General features: G+C 46.0%; 4 protein-coding genes. 1 reads left to right on the top strand and 3 read right to left on the bottom strand.

The features are described from left to right. The first annotated feature begins 77 nt into the window (after positions 1–77). Positions 78–1,454: an alkaline phosphatase gene (locus BLL41_RS13200; protein WP_071578183.1), complete on the top strand. Its 1,377-nt coding sequence runs from the start codon at positions 78–80 to the stop codon at positions 1,452–1,454. A 70-nt stretch (positions 1,455–1,524) separates the two neighbouring features. On the opposite strand, the gene BLL41_RS13195 is transcribed toward BLL41_RS13200, so the two are convergent. The 3 genes from BLL41_RS13195 to BLL41_RS13185 are packed head-to-tail and all read right to left on the bottom strand — an operon-like array spanning position 1,525 to position 16,496. Further along, complete coding sequence (locus tag BLL41_RS13195) at positions 1,525–2,526, bottom strand: phosphotransferase enzyme family protein (RefSeq protein WP_071578182.1); 1,002 nt, start codon at positions 2,524–2,526, stop codon at positions 1,525–1,527. After that, a complete protein-coding gene (locus BLL41_RS13190) occupies positions 2,519–8,947 on the bottom strand; it encodes a type I polyketide synthase (RefSeq protein ID WP_071578181.1) in 6,429 nt (2,142 codons plus the stop codon). The genes BLL41_RS13195 and BLL41_RS13190 overlap by 8 nt, the downstream gene beginning before the upstream one ends. A gap of 1 nt (position 8,948) precedes the next feature. Next, a complete protein-coding gene (locus tag BLL41_RS13185; protein WP_071578180.1) occupies positions 8,949–16,496 on the bottom strand; it encodes a type I polyketide synthase in 7,548 nt (2,515 codons plus the stop codon). Positions 16,497–16,508 lie beyond the last annotated feature (12 nt).

Genomic DNA, 16,508 nt, shown 5'->3' with positions numbered 1-16,508 from the left:
CTGTATCGAAAAAAACATTGAAGTCTCTATTATTTTCAAATAAAATACATATTAGTAAATAAATATAATAAAAGGAGATGTTCCTCATTACCAAATCACGGTTTACAGTAACTGTCACCCTCATTTTGTCTGCTTTCTTAAGTATTTTTGCCATAACAGAATTCATATCCCCTCTTCATTCTCAATCATCCAAGAGCAGCAAGAATCCTAAAAATATAATTCTAATCATCGGGGACGGAATGGGTATGCCGATGATTAACAGCTATAGAACATTAAAAAGCGAAAAGCTGAACACCCCCGTCCAAACAGCATGGGACTCTTATTTAACAGGCATGCAGATGACGCAACCTAACGATCCCAGGGACAATATCACTGATTCTTCGGCGGCTGCAACCGCTATGGCAACCGGAACGAAAACATATAATGACGCCATTGCTGTAGACAACAATCATCAGCGGCTCAAAAGCGTAACAGAAGCTGCAAAAGAAAAAAAGAAATCAGTCGGCTTCGTCGTGACTTCGGACTTAACCGACGCCACTCCCGCTGCTTTCGGCGTACATAACGTCTCACGGAAAAACTACACTGAAATTGCTGACCAATACTATGATGACCGTATTAAAGGATCTCATAAGGTTGATGTTTTACTTGGAGGCGGAGCGAAATATTTCATTCGCAATGACCGAAATCTTGCTGAAGAATTTCAAAAAGACGGCTATCATTATGTGACCACTAAGCAAGACCTAAAAAAAAATCAGCACGATAAACTGCTCGGACTGTTTGGAGAAGTTGAATTAGATAAAGCGATTGACAGAGAGAACAGCACACCCTCTCTAAAAGACATGACAGAAGCGGCACTCACCCAGTTACAGAAGAACGAAAACGGTTTTTTTATGCTTCTGGAAGGAAGCAATATTGACAATGCAGCCCATGAAAATGACGTGGTGGGCGCTTTGAGCGAAATGGAAGATTTAGAGAAAGGCATACAAGCTGCTCTGGATTTTGCGAAAAAAGATCAAGAAACGCTGGTTATTATTACAGCTGATCACTCTACAGGCGGGTTCTCTTACGGCGCAGAGGGAATGACGCGTGAGACCGGCTATAAATGGGATCCTTCCCCAATCATCGCCGCTAAAAAAACGCCGGGCTATATGGCAGAAAAGATCGCTGAAGGCCAAGATGCCGAAAAGGTGCTCAGCACTTATGTTGATATGAAGCTGACGGAAAATGAAATAAATCAGGTTAAAAATGCAGCCTCACAATCAAATACAGCCGAGATCCAAAAAAGCATTCAATTGATTTTTGATAAACGGTCTTTTTCAGGCTGGACGACATTAGCCCACACCGGGGAAGACGTACCGGTTTATGCTTACGGTCCGGGAAAGGAAAAATGGAAGGGGCTTATCGACAATACGCAGCAGGCAAAAAATATTTTTGCTATTTTAGAACAAAAATAAAAAACTTCGGCTCACTGCCGGAGTTTTTTGATTAAGGAGCGCCGCCCCAGAAGGGACCGGCGCAATTTTCTTAAGCTAACTTCGAAAAGTCAAATTCGGTTATCGGCGTTTGATTTTCGATATCGTTTCTGAATCCTTTCAGCATTTCTTTTTCTTCTTCTCCTATTGAATCAAGATCAAACATTTGATGGAGCAATCCATAAATCAGCATATGGCGCAGGCGAAGGAAATCTGGAATTTTCTTGAGCCATTCGGCGTCAATTTCATTTTCCTCCCTGTACCCTTTCATAAAATGCGTCATGAATTCTTCTGTAAATGCTGCTTTATTTTCATAAGGAACGGCCGGATACCATAGTACATTGTAGAGAAGAATGCTGATATCATTCACAAACCAGTTGTATCCGATATCATCAAAATCAAATGTAGTGATCTTCCCATGATCCCAGTTAAAATTACCATGGTGAAGATCTGCGTGAACAAGGCCGTAGCTGTCACGGTTTTTTGGCAGCTGCCGCAACTCATTCATTAAATCGTCCGCCTGCTGAAAAACCTTTGTTTGATCTTCAGGAACATATTTTCTGAGCTTCAACTGCTCTTCTTCATCCCACTCCTGTCTTTTAAATGTAGGATTGCTCAGTTTATAGCTTTTTGTCAGGCTGTGCATCTTCCCTGTGTATCTGCCAAGCTCGAAAAATAGGGTTTCGTTCCACTCAGATTCGTCTACTTTATGGCCCGGCGCCTTTTCATACACTCTCAATAAAAATGCTCCGCCGTTTCCGTCCGGCACTTCCTCAACATCCTTACCGTTTAACGACGGGATTGGTTTGGCCACTGAAAGGCCGCCTTCAGCAAGATGATGGAGCCATTCCATCTCTCCCATAATATAATCCGGCGATCGGCGAATCGTGTGTGTAATCTTTAAAATATAGGATTCATTGTCTTTAGCAAATTCATACACATAGTTTTCTGCATCCGCTAAAAACTGCACTTGATCTCTACTAAATCCATATATAACGGCAGCTTCTGCCAAAACCTTTTCTTCATCAAATATTGCTTTAATGTCTTTATGCATGCTGATTCTCCCTCTTCATATATTTAGATAATTCCCTTATCGTGTGTTTTTTCGCAAGATTCAAATCATCAACATACCAGCCTTTCTTTTCCATCTCTACTTCCATTTTGACAGCGAGCAGCGAATTTCCTCCCAAATCAAAGAAATCGTTGTCAATTCCTACAAAATCCAAGTGGAGAATTTGCTTCCAGATATCCGAGAGGATTTTTTGCTGTTCTGTCTCCGGTCCGCTATCTTCTGTTTCGGCTCCTAAATGTTCCTTTACTAACAGAGCACGCAAATGCTCCGGCTGATTGGTATCTAAGGCCATTAAATATGGAGAATGCAAGGATTTCTCAGCATGCAGCACTTCCCAATGAGCGTTTGTGTTTTCCATTAAAGCGGATTGCAATACGTCATCGGCAATCGCTTTCGCCTTTTTGCTAGGCGCAGGCTGTAACGAGGGCACCCATTCGATATGGCCGCTTTGATCCTCTACCTCATTGACGGATATGTGATAAACCGTATTTAACGGGTCAGCCTCTTCCATAAAACGATGCTCAGCTAAAAACTCAGAAAAAGCCCGGTTTTTCCCTGATTTTTTACACTTCAACGACAACGTCGCAAGCTGTTTATCCCCTGCATATGAAGCAAGGCAGGATAGCACTTTATGTTCAATTCCTTTGCCTAGTGCGCGGCAGCTGAGCAGAAAAGTATCTATCTTTAATGAACCTTCTTTTTGGATTCCCATGATTGCACCGACGATGCCTTCATCACTGAATCTGTCCGCCGCTTCAACGACCCAGCCGATATGGCCGTCCGTATTGAGCCGCCGGGCAAGCTGCTCCTCACGATAGACTGACGGATTCATATTGAACTGATTAATTCTCGCGCTCATTTGAGCAACTCGCGGCAAATGCTCTTCTGTCATCTCAGTCAAGGCTATACGCAGGTGTAAGCCGGAAAGAAACTCTTCAAGAGAACGGGACGTATTCAAATCTATTTTTCTTTCTTGTGCTGCCAAGTATCGTTCCGTGCGCTTTTGATCAGCTTCTGTCACTCTGAACCTGTCAAATGCCCAGACATGTTCTAAGAACATCGGAATAGAATCTGTATCAGACGGCAGAAGCAAGGTCAGAACCTCTGGCAGGCGTTCGTTCATTTCAAGGCATTGAGCCGGATCATCATCTAAGAATATGAACCGGTCCACTGAAATGTTCAGCTCGTCGGCCATTTCTTTCATGTTTCTGGCTTTCTCATCCCAATTAATGCGTGACAGGACAAAGTCCTCTTTCTTCAAAATCATATCTGGATGATGTTCAAACACATTCCAGACGTCTTCTTCATTATTCCTGCTTGAAAGCACAAGGAGCAGACCCTCTTCTTGTTTTCTCTTTAAAAATTGCTGCAGCGCTCGATGGGCAGGAGTAATAATGACTCCTTCCGTCCCAGCTTCAGACACGGTACCGCTCCACAAAGTGCCGTCACAATCGATGGCGGCCGCTTTAAATGGCGGTTTGAGCCATGCCGTAAACTCACGCGCCACCCGTGTTCCCATCGCCGCGTAAAATTCTTCAGTAAACGGTATTCTTGCCGCTCTTTCACTGTGCGGGTCAAATATGGCATCAAGCTGGTATGTTTGATGCAGCTGGCGGAGATCAATCAAATATACATCCGTTTCTTTAGCAAGCTGCGCGATCCAATTCTGCTGGCATTGCACAAGGATGTTCCGGAGCTCCTGCTCTTTCACATTTTCCAGCGGCAGCAATCCAATGAAATAAGGCACTTCCTTTTTCTTTTGTTTCATGATGGCGAGCAGTTCATCTGAATTATATTGAACGTGAGCTATTCTTTCTTCCAAAGAAAGACCTGCATCCCCCGCCATATCCTCAAGGCGAATCAACAGCAGATTGGCACCGTTTTTTTGCCTTGACAGCAAGCTTTCTTCATTAAGCAATTCTTGAAACACTTGGCCGTAAGGAGACAGCTTTATATCTAAATTGATATCAAACTGTTCGCCCCACCATTTTAGGTAAGGCACAATCGGATCAGCTGTAAAATTGGAACAAATGGTTAATGGGCACGAGATGACTCGTTTTGACTCTCTCTCCCTTTTCCGCTCGGCCTCTTCCTGCTCTTTTTGGCTCAGCACCGGAATATCCTTAATGCGTTTTTCAGGCTCTTCTGCAGCTTTTTCAGCGAGAGAGATAAAATGAGAAACAAATGCCTGCATGGATTCATGAGTGAAAAGCGACCGGTTGTATTGAAGCACACATTTAAGCTCTCCCGTCACTTCCTTCACGACGTCCATTTTCATATCAAGCTTTGAAATGCCCTTTGCGAATTCATATGTTTCAAACGTTAATCCGCCAGCCTCTATTTTTATATTCGGATCATACTCATTATGATAGATCAGCATGGTGTCAAAGAAAGGGTTGCGGTTCGGCTTGATCACCGGCTGCAGCGCTTCTGCCATTTGATCGTACGGATAATCCTGATGGTCATAAGCTTCAAGCAGAGTTTGTTTTGTGTGCTGAAGGTTGCCGACAAACGACTCTTCAGGATTCAAATGAATTTTGATCGGCAAAAAGTTTGTAAACATACCGATCGTATTCTCAATATCCGCATGACGCCGGCCTGCCACCAATGACCCTATCATCAGCTCCTGCTGTTTTGTATAGCTGGACAAAAGCATGGAATAGAGCTGAAACAGCATGACATTGTTGGTCAGCTGCTGCGCCTCTCCGATTTTCTCAAGCTTTTCTAAAACGCGCGGCGGGATTGTAAACTTGATCGCCCTGCCTAAAAAGCTTTGTTCTTTTCGTTCGTAATCAAGAGGCATATTCAACACAGGCACTTCACCCTCAAGCTGCTCCAGCCAATACTCTTTTTGGCGTTTAAACATGTCACTATTAAAAAATGTCTGCTGCCACTCCGCATAATCTTTATACTGAATGATGTTTTCCGGGAGCTGTTCCCCTCTATATAATTGGGTAAATTCTTTTATAAAAATATTCATTGAGGCGCCGTCCGCCACAATATTATGCATATCAACAAGCAACGCATGTTTTTCTTCCTCGATTTTGACGAATTTCACCCGAATTAATGGAGAAACCTTAAGATCAAACGGCCGTATAAATGAACTGATTTCGTCATCAAGCTCATTCATTTTCGCTTCGGTTTGTTCAATCGAAAATTCAAAGTTTTGATGGATTCGCTGCACAGGTTCTCCATCCTTAATTTCAAACGTTGTACGCAGTGTTTCATGCCTTTCAATCAGCTTTTTGAATGTATCCTCGAAGCGGACGGCATCAATTTTCCCGTAGCATAAAAGAGCCATCGGCATGTTGTATGTGGTGACTTGCCCGATTCTTTGATGAATCAAATACGTTCTCCGCTGTGCAGCTGACAGCCTGTATACGTCTTTTTTCTCTGAAGGCTGGATGGATGTATATTGATGTCGGTCAGAGCGCTCAATAAGTGCGGCAAGCGCACGGATTGTCGGGTGCTGGAATACGTCGCTTAACGTAAGCTCCGCTCCAAATTCCTTGTGAATGCGGGAAATCAGACCAGTGGCGTTTAATGAATGCCCGCCTGTTTCAAAGAAATGGGTATCTAATGTGACACGTTTGACTCCGAGAATGTCCTTCCACATAGCAGCCAAGACCGCCTCTGTCTCATTAAATTGAATATCTGCTTCTGTATCAGCTGTCTGCCCGTCATTTGCTTGCTCAGGCACTAAAAGCTGAAAATTTTCTGCCGCCGGTGTTCCCGGCTGTTCATTTGTCCGGCCAATCCAGTATCTTTCTCTTTCAAAAGGATATGTTGGAAGCGGAATAAGCTGGCATTGGTCCTGGTCATAAAAGGCTGTCCAATCGACCGGCACCCCGTGGAGCCACATATCACCCAGCCTGCTCAGCAAATAACGGTAATCAGAAGCCGCCTCCTTTGGATGCCTCATCAGCTGGATTGCAATATGCTGCTTGCCCTCTGCCTGATACAATTTGCTGACAAACGAACGCAGCGCATTTCCAGGGCCTACCTCTATAAAAATTGGATCCAGTTCTTCTTTTAAGCGTTTTGCGCAGTTCATAAATCTGACGGTTCCCCGCAAATGATCAGCCCAATATGCCGGGTCTTTAGCTTCCCCGTCAGTGATCCAGTCTCCGGTTACATTTGAGACAAACGGGATCTTTTGTTTTTTAAATTGATAGGCTGAGAGCTTATGTTTCATGCTTTCTAAAACCGGTTCCATCATATACGAATGGAAGGCATGTGATGTATGAAGCTTTCTGCAGCTGTGTCCTTCGGCGTTCAGCTTCCTTTCCAATGCATCAATCGCACTTGATTCTCCCGATACAACACATGAATCCGATGCATTCACAGCAGCGATTGAAATGGTTCCGTCTATATACGGTTTGATGTCTGCTTCGCTTAAGGAAACGCTAAGCATAGAACCGGACGGCAGATTTTGGAGCGCTGCCCCTCGATAGCTGACGATGTCAAGAGCATCTTCCAATGAGAGCACACCTGAAATGGCTGCAGCTGTATACTCACCGATGCTGTGTCCCGCCATTGCTTTCGGCTTAATTCCCCAGTGAATCAGCATTTTTGCAAGTGCATATTCGATACAGAACAGCAGGGGCTGTGTAAATTCAGTTTGGTTAATCAGATTCGCGTCATGCTGCTGATTGTCAGAGAAAACCACCGTGCGCGGATCTATGTCCATATGATTTTTTAATATGTCAAAACAGGCGTCGAGCTCCTCCTTAAAAATCGGTACAGTATCGTAAAGCCCTTTAGCCATATCAACATACTGCGCCCCCTGTCCCGGAAAAAGAAAGACAACGGGCCGGCTTGCAGATTGAGAACTGCCGGTTTTAACAGACTCATAGTCATTTTCATGAATAGCCTGAAGAAACTCAGGCGCATCCGCTGCCACAATCGCTTTTTTATATGGAAATGAATGGCGCCCTACTTTGAGGGTATATGCCGCGGCTGCAAAATCGGCCTGCGGATTTTGCACGAAATAGTTTGACAGCCGTTCTGTCATGCTGTTTAAAGCGGCCGGTGTTTTGGCTGACAGCAATAAGAGTTCAGCGTCATGTCTTTCCGCTGCCTTGTGCTGCGCCGGCGCTTCCTCTAATATGACATGGGCGTTTGTTCCTCCAATGCCAAATGAGCTAACGCCCGCTCTGCGCGGGAATTCACTTTCTTCCCAAGGGGTGAGTTCCGTATTGACGACAAATGGTGATTGCTCAAAATCGATTTTGGCGTTTGGCTTTTCGAAATTCAGAGTCGGCGGAATCACTTTATGCTTTAAGCTTAGAACTGCTTTCATAAATCCAGCTACACCAGACGCATCATTTAAATGACCGATGTTGGATTTAACAGAACCAATTCTGCAGTAGCCGCGACGGTCTGTTTGGTAAGCTTGTTTTAATGCTTCAATTTCTATCGGATCACCGAGTGTCGTCCCTGTGCCGTGAGCCTCGACATAGGTAATGGTTTCAGGCTCCACCTCGGCCATGTGCAGGGCTGTTTTGATCGCGGTTACCTGGCCTTTGGTGCTCGGCGCTGTATATCCAACCTTTCTGCTGCCATCATTATTGATTGCAGTACCTTTTATGACAGCATAAATATGGTCTCCATCCGCTTCAGCATCTTCTAGCGTTTTCAAAATGACCGCTCCTGCCCCGTCTCCAAATACTGTGCCTGCCGCCTCATCATCAAAGACGCGGCAATGTCCGTCCGGAGAATGGATCATACCTTCTTGGTAGAGATACCCGGACTTTTGCGGTAGGCGGATAGAGACTCCGCCTGCAACCGCCATATGGCAGTCCCCATTTAACAAAGCCTGAGCAGCGAGGTGAATAGAGACCATCGAGGTTGAGCAAGCGGTCTGCACCATCATGCTCGGCCCTTTCAGGTTAAGCTTATAAGAAATAAGTGTTGCCATGTAATCTCTCATATTCAAAACAGCTGTTTCCAGCGTCTTTGAGTCTTCTCCAGACTTTGCTCCCTGAAGAGCCCTCAGCACCCATTCTGCATTGAGGCCCGCTCCGGTATAAAGGCCGATCTGCCCTTTGTAAGTGAAAGGATCGTAGCCGGCATCTTCCAAGGCAGTCCACACGCATTCATGAAAGATACGGAACTGCGGATCCATCATAGCAGCTTCCTTCGGCGTATAATCAAAGAAGCCGGCATCAAACAGATCTACATCCTCCACAATTCCTTTTGCTTTGACAAATCGCGGATCATTCAGCAGCTCTTCATTAACGCCCTCTTCTCTCAGCTCCTCATCAGTGAAAAAAGAAATCGTTTCTTTCGCATTTTTTAAATTGCTCCAAAACTCCTGCATGTTTTTTGCTCCCGGAAATCGGCCTGCCATGCCGATGACTGCAATTTCAGCTCCATGATTCGCATAATGAGAATTACTCATTCTATTCGCCGCCTCTCAATCTTTTATCTCGCTGATTACGTATCCGCGTTTTTCTCCGTCCCTTGGATACAGCCGCCATTTCTTCCTTCTCCTCTTCACTTTCCTCTTGATCTGGACTGATAAATTGCGCTAAAGCAGCTACAGACGGGTATGTGAATAAAGTCACCACAGCCTCATTGGTTCCCAATTCTTTATTTAAACGGTTTGTCACTTGCACAATATCTAAAGAGCTGGCTCCCAAATCAAAAAAGTTATCATGTATGCCGACTTGCTCCAGACCCATGAAATCTTGCCAAATGCCGCATATGGCCTGCTCTGTTTTGTTGCGGGGAGCGACATACGGATTATTCAATTCTGGCCTGGTGTGTAAGGCGCCTGCCTTTTTCTCCTCTTTCGCTATGCTATCGGCATTCATGGATATCCATTGCTTCATCCTGTGTTCCAAATCACCCGTTGAAACTAATAAATGGCGATTATTGATATCTGACAGCACATATTGAAAAAGAGCTGCTCCTTCTTCAGGCAAAATGGCAAGTTCAGCAATAGATTCTCCGATAGTTGATTCAAGCTGGCCCCAGAAGTTCCATGCATCCCAGTTCACGCAAACCCAAGGAGTCTTGCTGCGCTGATTCACCCTCGCCGCAAAAGCATCCATATAAATATTCGCTGCGGAGTACGCTGAGAAACCGAGACCTCCGAGCAAAGCACTAATCGATGAAAATAAGAAACAAAAATCTATATTTTCATTTTCTAATAGAGATTCAAGCACTTTCAATCCTCTGACTTTAGACTGGAACTGGTCTTCTCCGCCTTCAATCGTTGCAGGTATATCTGTAATCGCCCTGAAAGACGAGCTCCCCGGAAGTCCGGCAGCGTGAAAGACACCGTTTAGCTCTCCAAACTCAGTATGAATTTTTCTCATAACAGCCTGCATATCCGACAGGCTTCCCGCATCTGCCTGAAGAGCTGTCACCTTTGCGCCTAACCGTTCCAATTCTTTTATTTTCAGGATTTTCACCGTAGTCGGATCATCTTTCTCATGCTTCTCGCACCAGCTTTCCCACTGGCTGCGCTGCGGAAGTTCACTTCTTCCTGTCAGAATCAGACGGACGTTTCCTTCTTGTGCAAGCAGCTTTGATAACACAAATCCGATTCCGCCAAGCCCACCCGTAATAAGATAAACACCTTTCGGGCGGATCATATTCGGCAAGCCGGACGCTTTATTTAACTGAACAGGCTGATACATCTGCACCCATCGGCGGCGGTTTCGGTATGCGATCATTTGATCCTCTCCCGCAGCATCAGTTTCCGTCAGGATTTGGTCAATCAACTCCTCTTCTTTCCATGTCAATGTATCCGGTAAAGGAGGAATGTCGATGTTCCAGCATTTCAAATGGTTATATTCCTGCGGGATGACTTTCAACGGCCCCAAAATGGTCGATTTTTCAGGATTGATTTGTTCTTCTCCAGTCACCTCATGAATCCCGCTTGTCAGCACAAACATGTTACATTCGTTCATTTGTTTTTGATTAGATGCCGCCTGTGCAGTAAAAATTAAACTATAATAGCCGTTTTCACTGTACGTGCTGAAAGTTTTGCAGGATTCCTCTTGCTCCGAAACGCTCCACAGATGCATCACACAGTTTGGAAGAAGCCCGTCTGAAGCAAGCGAAGAAAATAAACGCTCATAATGTGTTCCATCAGATGGATTGATGACATATAATCCGCTGTTTATTTTTTTGAATTGCCGGTCTCTTGTGACAATTACGGTCTCATGTCCTTGGCGGCGCATCGCTTGCACAAGCCGATCTCCAAAGGCTGTTCCTTCATGGAAAACCAGTGTTTTTCTGCTATCAGCTGGCTGCTCTTTCTTTCGGCTGTCAGCGGACTTGATTTTCCTTTCCCATGACGGCAGATAGAACCATTGATCCATCGGTTTCTTTTTATTCCATGCATCAACTGCGGTGAAAGCAGCTGTATTGTCAGCCGCTTCTATCCAATAGCGTTTTTTCTCAAAAGGATAAGGCGGAAGCGATATCAGACGCTTAGCACCGCCATACTGCCTCCAGTCAATTTCACATCCGCAGACCCAAAGCTGGCCTAATTTCTTCAAGAAATAGGAATGATCATGCGCTGGTTCTTGAACATGTCTGACGAGGTTGACAATGTCATGCTGGCTAGATCTCTTCTTGTGCCTTCTGGCAAATGTGCTTAATGTGCTGCCCGGCCCGACTTCTATTAACAGAACGTTGTCATCACTCAAAATCTGTTCCAATCCTTCATGGAAGCGGACTGTGCCTCTTAAGTGCTGAGACCAATAAGCCGGGTCTGCTGCTTGTTCCGGTGTTATCCATGTTCCCGTTACATTCGAAACAAATGGAATCCGAGGGGTGTTCATATTCTGTTGCTTTACAATCGCGGCAAATTCCTCAAGAATGGGTTCCATCATATAAGAATGAAAGGCGTGAGAAGTATGCAGCCGGCGGCCTGCAATGCCCTTTTCTTCAAGGAGAACCGCAAACGTCTCAATGTCTTCGCTTTTTCCAGATACTACGCATAAGTCATGAGCATTAACAGCCGCAAGTGACAGACTGTTCGTAAGCAGCGGCTCCAGCTCTTTCTCTGATAGCTGAACACTGATCATTGCCCCAGATTCCAGCTGCTGCATCAGCCTTCCCCGCTCCATTACGAGCGTTAAAGCCGCCTCTAATGAAAACACGCCTGACAGGCATGCAGCAGTGTATTCACCAATGCTGTGCCCAATCATATAATCCGGTGAGATGCCTGCACTTTGCAGCAGCTTTGCAAGCGCGTATTCAAAGATGAACAGCAACGGCTGTACAACAGCGGTCTCTGTCAGCTTCGCCCCATCATTTGATTCTGGGAAGACGATCGCCTTCAAATCAATTTGATGTGACCTCTGCACGAAGGCAAAACAGCGGTCCGCTTCACTCTGAAATACCGGTTCAGCTTCATATAAATCTTTCATCATATCGATATACTGAGAGCCTTGCCCTGAGAACATAAAAGCAGTCGGACGCCCGTTGTGATTTTGATAGGCTGTGAGCTCTGCACCGCTTTCCCATTCCGTTGATTTTGACAGCACGACCGATTTTCGGTATGAAAATTGTTTTCTGCCGACTTGCAAGGTGTATGCCACATCCTCTAACGGAACGTTCGGATGCGTTCGAAGAAATTCCTTCAATCGATTTGTCATCCGCTCTAAGGCTGTGTCTGTTTTTGCTGACAGAACTAGCAAATGCCGCTGGCTCTCGGCAGCTTCTCTGCCTGACTCCGGCTCTTCTTCCAGCACAATGTGCGCATTGGTGCCGCCTATTCCGAAGGAGCTGACACCCGCCCGCCTTGGATCAGCGGATTCCTTCCAGTATGCCGCTTCGGTATTGACATAAAATGGCGTCTGGTCAAAATGAATATGCTGATTGGGTGTTGTGTAATTCAAGCTTGGCAAAATGGTTTTATGTTTTAGCGATAAAACGGCCTTAAAGAGTCCGGCAATCCCGGCAGCGCTGTTTAAATGTCCAACATTGCTTTTCACTGACCCGATTGGAATTGACATTGGCCTGTCACTTTTAAAAACCTGGCTCAGCGCTTCCATTTCGATTGGATCGCCCATTTTTGTACCGGTTCCGTGAGCTTCGATATACCCTACTGTGTTCGGATCAATCCCTGCATTCTCGTATGCATTTTTTAACACTTCGGCCTGGCCTTCTACACTCGGAGCGGTAAAACCGACTTTTCGGCTTCCGTCATTATTCATTCCGACCCCTTTTATGACCGCATAAATAGAGTGCCCTTCTTTAACGGCGTCCTCATATCTTTTTAAAACGACAATCCCCGCGCCATCGCCAAAAACTGTACCGCCTGCGTCCTCATCAAAAGGACGGCAATGTCCATCAGGTGATTGAATCATGCCATCCTGATATACATATCCTGACCGTAAAGGGGTGCTGACAGTTACGCCTCCAGCAAGCGCCGCGTCACATGCTCCGTTTTGCAGCGCTTGACATGCCGCTCCAATGTTGACTAAAGAAGTGGAGCAGGCTGTTTGCATTGTGATGCTTGGCCCATGCAGGTTTAATTTATAAGCAAGCTGGGTACTGAAAAATTCTCTGTCATTTAACAGCATGGAGCTGAACTGTTCAGTCCCATCCAGTTTCCCTGCGAAACGTGTAATCCATTCGAGGTTTGGACTTGTCCCAGTGTAGACGCCGATTTTCCCTGTTGTCCGCTCCGGGTCGCAGCCCGCATCTTCTAAGGCCTCCCAGGCACATTCATGTAAAAGCCTGAATTGCGGATCCATCAATTCCGCTTCTCTTGAGGAATATTGGAAAAAATCTGCATCAAACATATCAGAGTCCTTAATGATACCCTTCGCTTTTACATAATCGGGATGCTTCAAGAGCTGATCATCAATGCCTGACGATTTTAATTCTTCATCCGTAAAGAAGCTGATAGATTCTTTGCCGTTTACGAGATTATTCCAAAACTCATCCAAATTGCCGGCTCCAGGAAAACGCCCTGCCATACCGATAATCGCGATATCAGATCCCTGACCGTTCGGACGGCTTTGCGGCACCTTTTGATGCTGCGTCATTTCAGGCTGCCCGGCCTTCGCTTGAACCTGTTGATGAAGATGCTTCGCCAGGCTGCGAACTGCGGCAAATTGATAAAGCAGAACTGGTTCCACCTTCCAATTCAACCCATCTGTTAATTTTGCCGCTAATTGAGAGATATCAAGCGACGTAGCCCCCAGCTCAAAAAACGGTGCATCATCGTTAAGCTCATTGAATCCAAAATGCTTTATGACAATTTCTCTGACTGTCTTTTCAATAGCAGATAACGGCATTGCACGAAGCGGTTCTGCCGGCTGGTGAGGCTCATCTTCTTCAAGTTCAGCCGGTGCTAAGCCGTCAGGCAATGGGAAATGCTGCTTTGTAAAAGGGTAAGTCGGCAGAGCTAACCTTTTATTAAGCTGAGGTTCATGCAGGATACTGAAATCAACTTCAGACCCGAGACTCCACAACGCTCCGTATATATGTAACTTTAAAACGTCTGTGTGTCCTTGTGTGCCGAGGTCACCTGTCATGCCAATTGATTGGCGCTCTGTAAACACTGATGTCCCCTGAGTCAAACGCAGGTCTATACAAATAGCAGGTTCCTCCCGCAAACAAGACGAGATGTGTTCAAAAAACCGTATCGGCTTGCAGATTTGGCCGGCCCAATAACTGGCCTCCGCTGTTCCGTCATCTGTTATCACTTTTCCAGTGACAGATGAAACGACTGGAATGTCTGGTGACTTCATGTCCAGCGTGCCAAGGAAGTGCATGAATTCTTGCGCTGCGTCAGCCAGCAGATCCGATTGATATGCAATATCCCCATCAAGTAACTCAGCAGCTATCCCTTCTTGTTCAAGCCGCTCCTTCAGCTGATACACATCCTCTGGCAAACCGGAGACGGCACAATACCGCTCATCAATCAGCGCAAGGGATAATGATTTCTCTAAGTATTGAACGATATCCGGCTCTGACAGGCTGACACCGAGCATTTTCCCTGCCGGCGACATGCTGATTAACTCTCCGCGTTTATATGCGGCTGCGGCCCCTTCTTCAAAGGAAAACATTCCTGCCGCACAGGCCGCCGTAAACTCCCCGAATCCCCGCCCGATAAAGCGGTCTGGTGTTATGCCGATGTGCTGTAAGAAACGGACTGCGGCGTATTCCATGATGAACGACAACATATGGACCAATCCCAGGTTTTCCTCTTCCTGGTACGTTTCAGGAACAGAAATACATGCTTTAAAGAAGCTGAGTACATCCTGCTGAAAAGCATTTTGCACTTTTTCAAGACAAGCATCGACTTCTTTTTTGAACAGGCTTTCCGTGCGGTACAGCTGCCCATATCGGCCAAAGCCCTCTTGAACGTCTCCCGCAAATACAAACATGGTGCTGCTTGGAACAACCGCCGATTCTCTGATTTGTTTTTTATGCCGATGATCAGAAAGCTGATCAAGCAGTTCCTTTTGATGTGAAGCTACAAAGGAGATTCTGTACTGGAATTGCTTTCTGCCAAGCTGTAACGTACGGGCTATGGCTGGCAGCGGCGCTTCCGGGTTCCGGCGAAGAAAATCAGCCAATTGGTCCATTGAACGGGTAAGCTCCTGCCTTGTTCTCGCAGAAAGAACAACAAGCTCAGGACCGCCGACTGGCATTTCATCAGTATGAGATGGGGGCTCTTCAAGGACAACGTGAGCATTCGCGCCGCCGATTCCAAAGGCGCTCACGCCGGCTCTTCTCGGCCCTTGCTGAGATTCCCATTCAGCCAGCTCTGTATTGACAAAAAACGGCGTGTTCTCAAACTTGATGCGCGGGTTCGATTTTTGATAGTGAAAAGCGGGAGGCAGCATTTTATGATGGAGCATCATAACGGTTTTTATAAATCCCGCTACCCCGGAGGCGGCGTCCAAATGCCCGATATTCGCTTTGACAGAACCAATTCGGCAATATGCTTTTTTATCTGTATTGAAAGCACGGGTCAGCGCCTCGATTTCAATCGGATCTCCAACAGGCGTTCCTGTCCCGTGAGCCTCAACATAACCAATGGTTTCCGGTTCCGTTTCCGCCATCTCCATAGCTGTGGCAATGACATTCGCCTGGCCTTCAGCACTGGGAGCCGTATACCCTGCCTTATTGTTTCCATCATTATTAATTGCAGAGCCCTTGATGACCGCATAAATCACATCACCGTCAGCTTGTGCGTCTTTCAATCGCTTTAACGCCACCACTCCGGCTCCTTCACCAAAAATGGTTCCGTTCGCCTTTTCGTCAAACGGACGGCAATGACCATCTGCTGAATAGATCATTCCTTCCTGATAAAGGTACCCAGATATATGCGGCAGGCTCAGGGTAACACCTCCGGCTAATGCAAGGTCACACTCTCCTCCAATTAATCCCTGGCACGCCATATGTATCGCGACAAGAGAAGTCGAGCAAGCGGTTTGAACTGATACACTCGGCCCTTTCAAATTAAGTTTATAAGCGATTCGTGATGCAAACGACGAATCATTTAAATGCATGATTTGAAATGCGTCTTCATTCTTATGCAGAGAAGACATATGGCGGCCCATCCAGGACAAATTGCTGGAAGCGCCAGCATACAGCCCGATCAGCCCGTTAAACCGTTCAGCGTCACAGCCCGCATGCTCCAGCGCTTCCCAGGTGCATTCATGCATAAGTCTGATTTGCGGATCCATCAAGGCAGCTTCTCTCGGTGAATAGCCGAAAAACGCCGCGTCGAAGTCAGAAACCTCCTCAATGATCGGCTTTGCTTTTACATATGCCTCTTGACGAAGCAGCGTCTCATCAACCCCGGCTTCTTTTAATTCTTCATCGGTAAATTGAGTGACCGATTCTATTCCTTTTGAAATGTTGCTCCAATACTCATCAATATTTGCCGCGCCTGGAAACTTGCCCGCCATACCGACGACCGCTATTTCCAGTCCTGTTTCTGTCCATTGTTTCTCGTCAGCCATGGAAATCAGCCT

This window comes from Bacillus sp. FMQ74 (assembly GCF_001875785.1).
Classification (GTDB): domain Bacteria; phylum Bacillota; class Bacilli; order Bacillales; family Bacillaceae; genus Bacillus; species Bacillus stercoris.
This window is presented reverse-complemented; position numbering and strand designations above follow the sequence as displayed.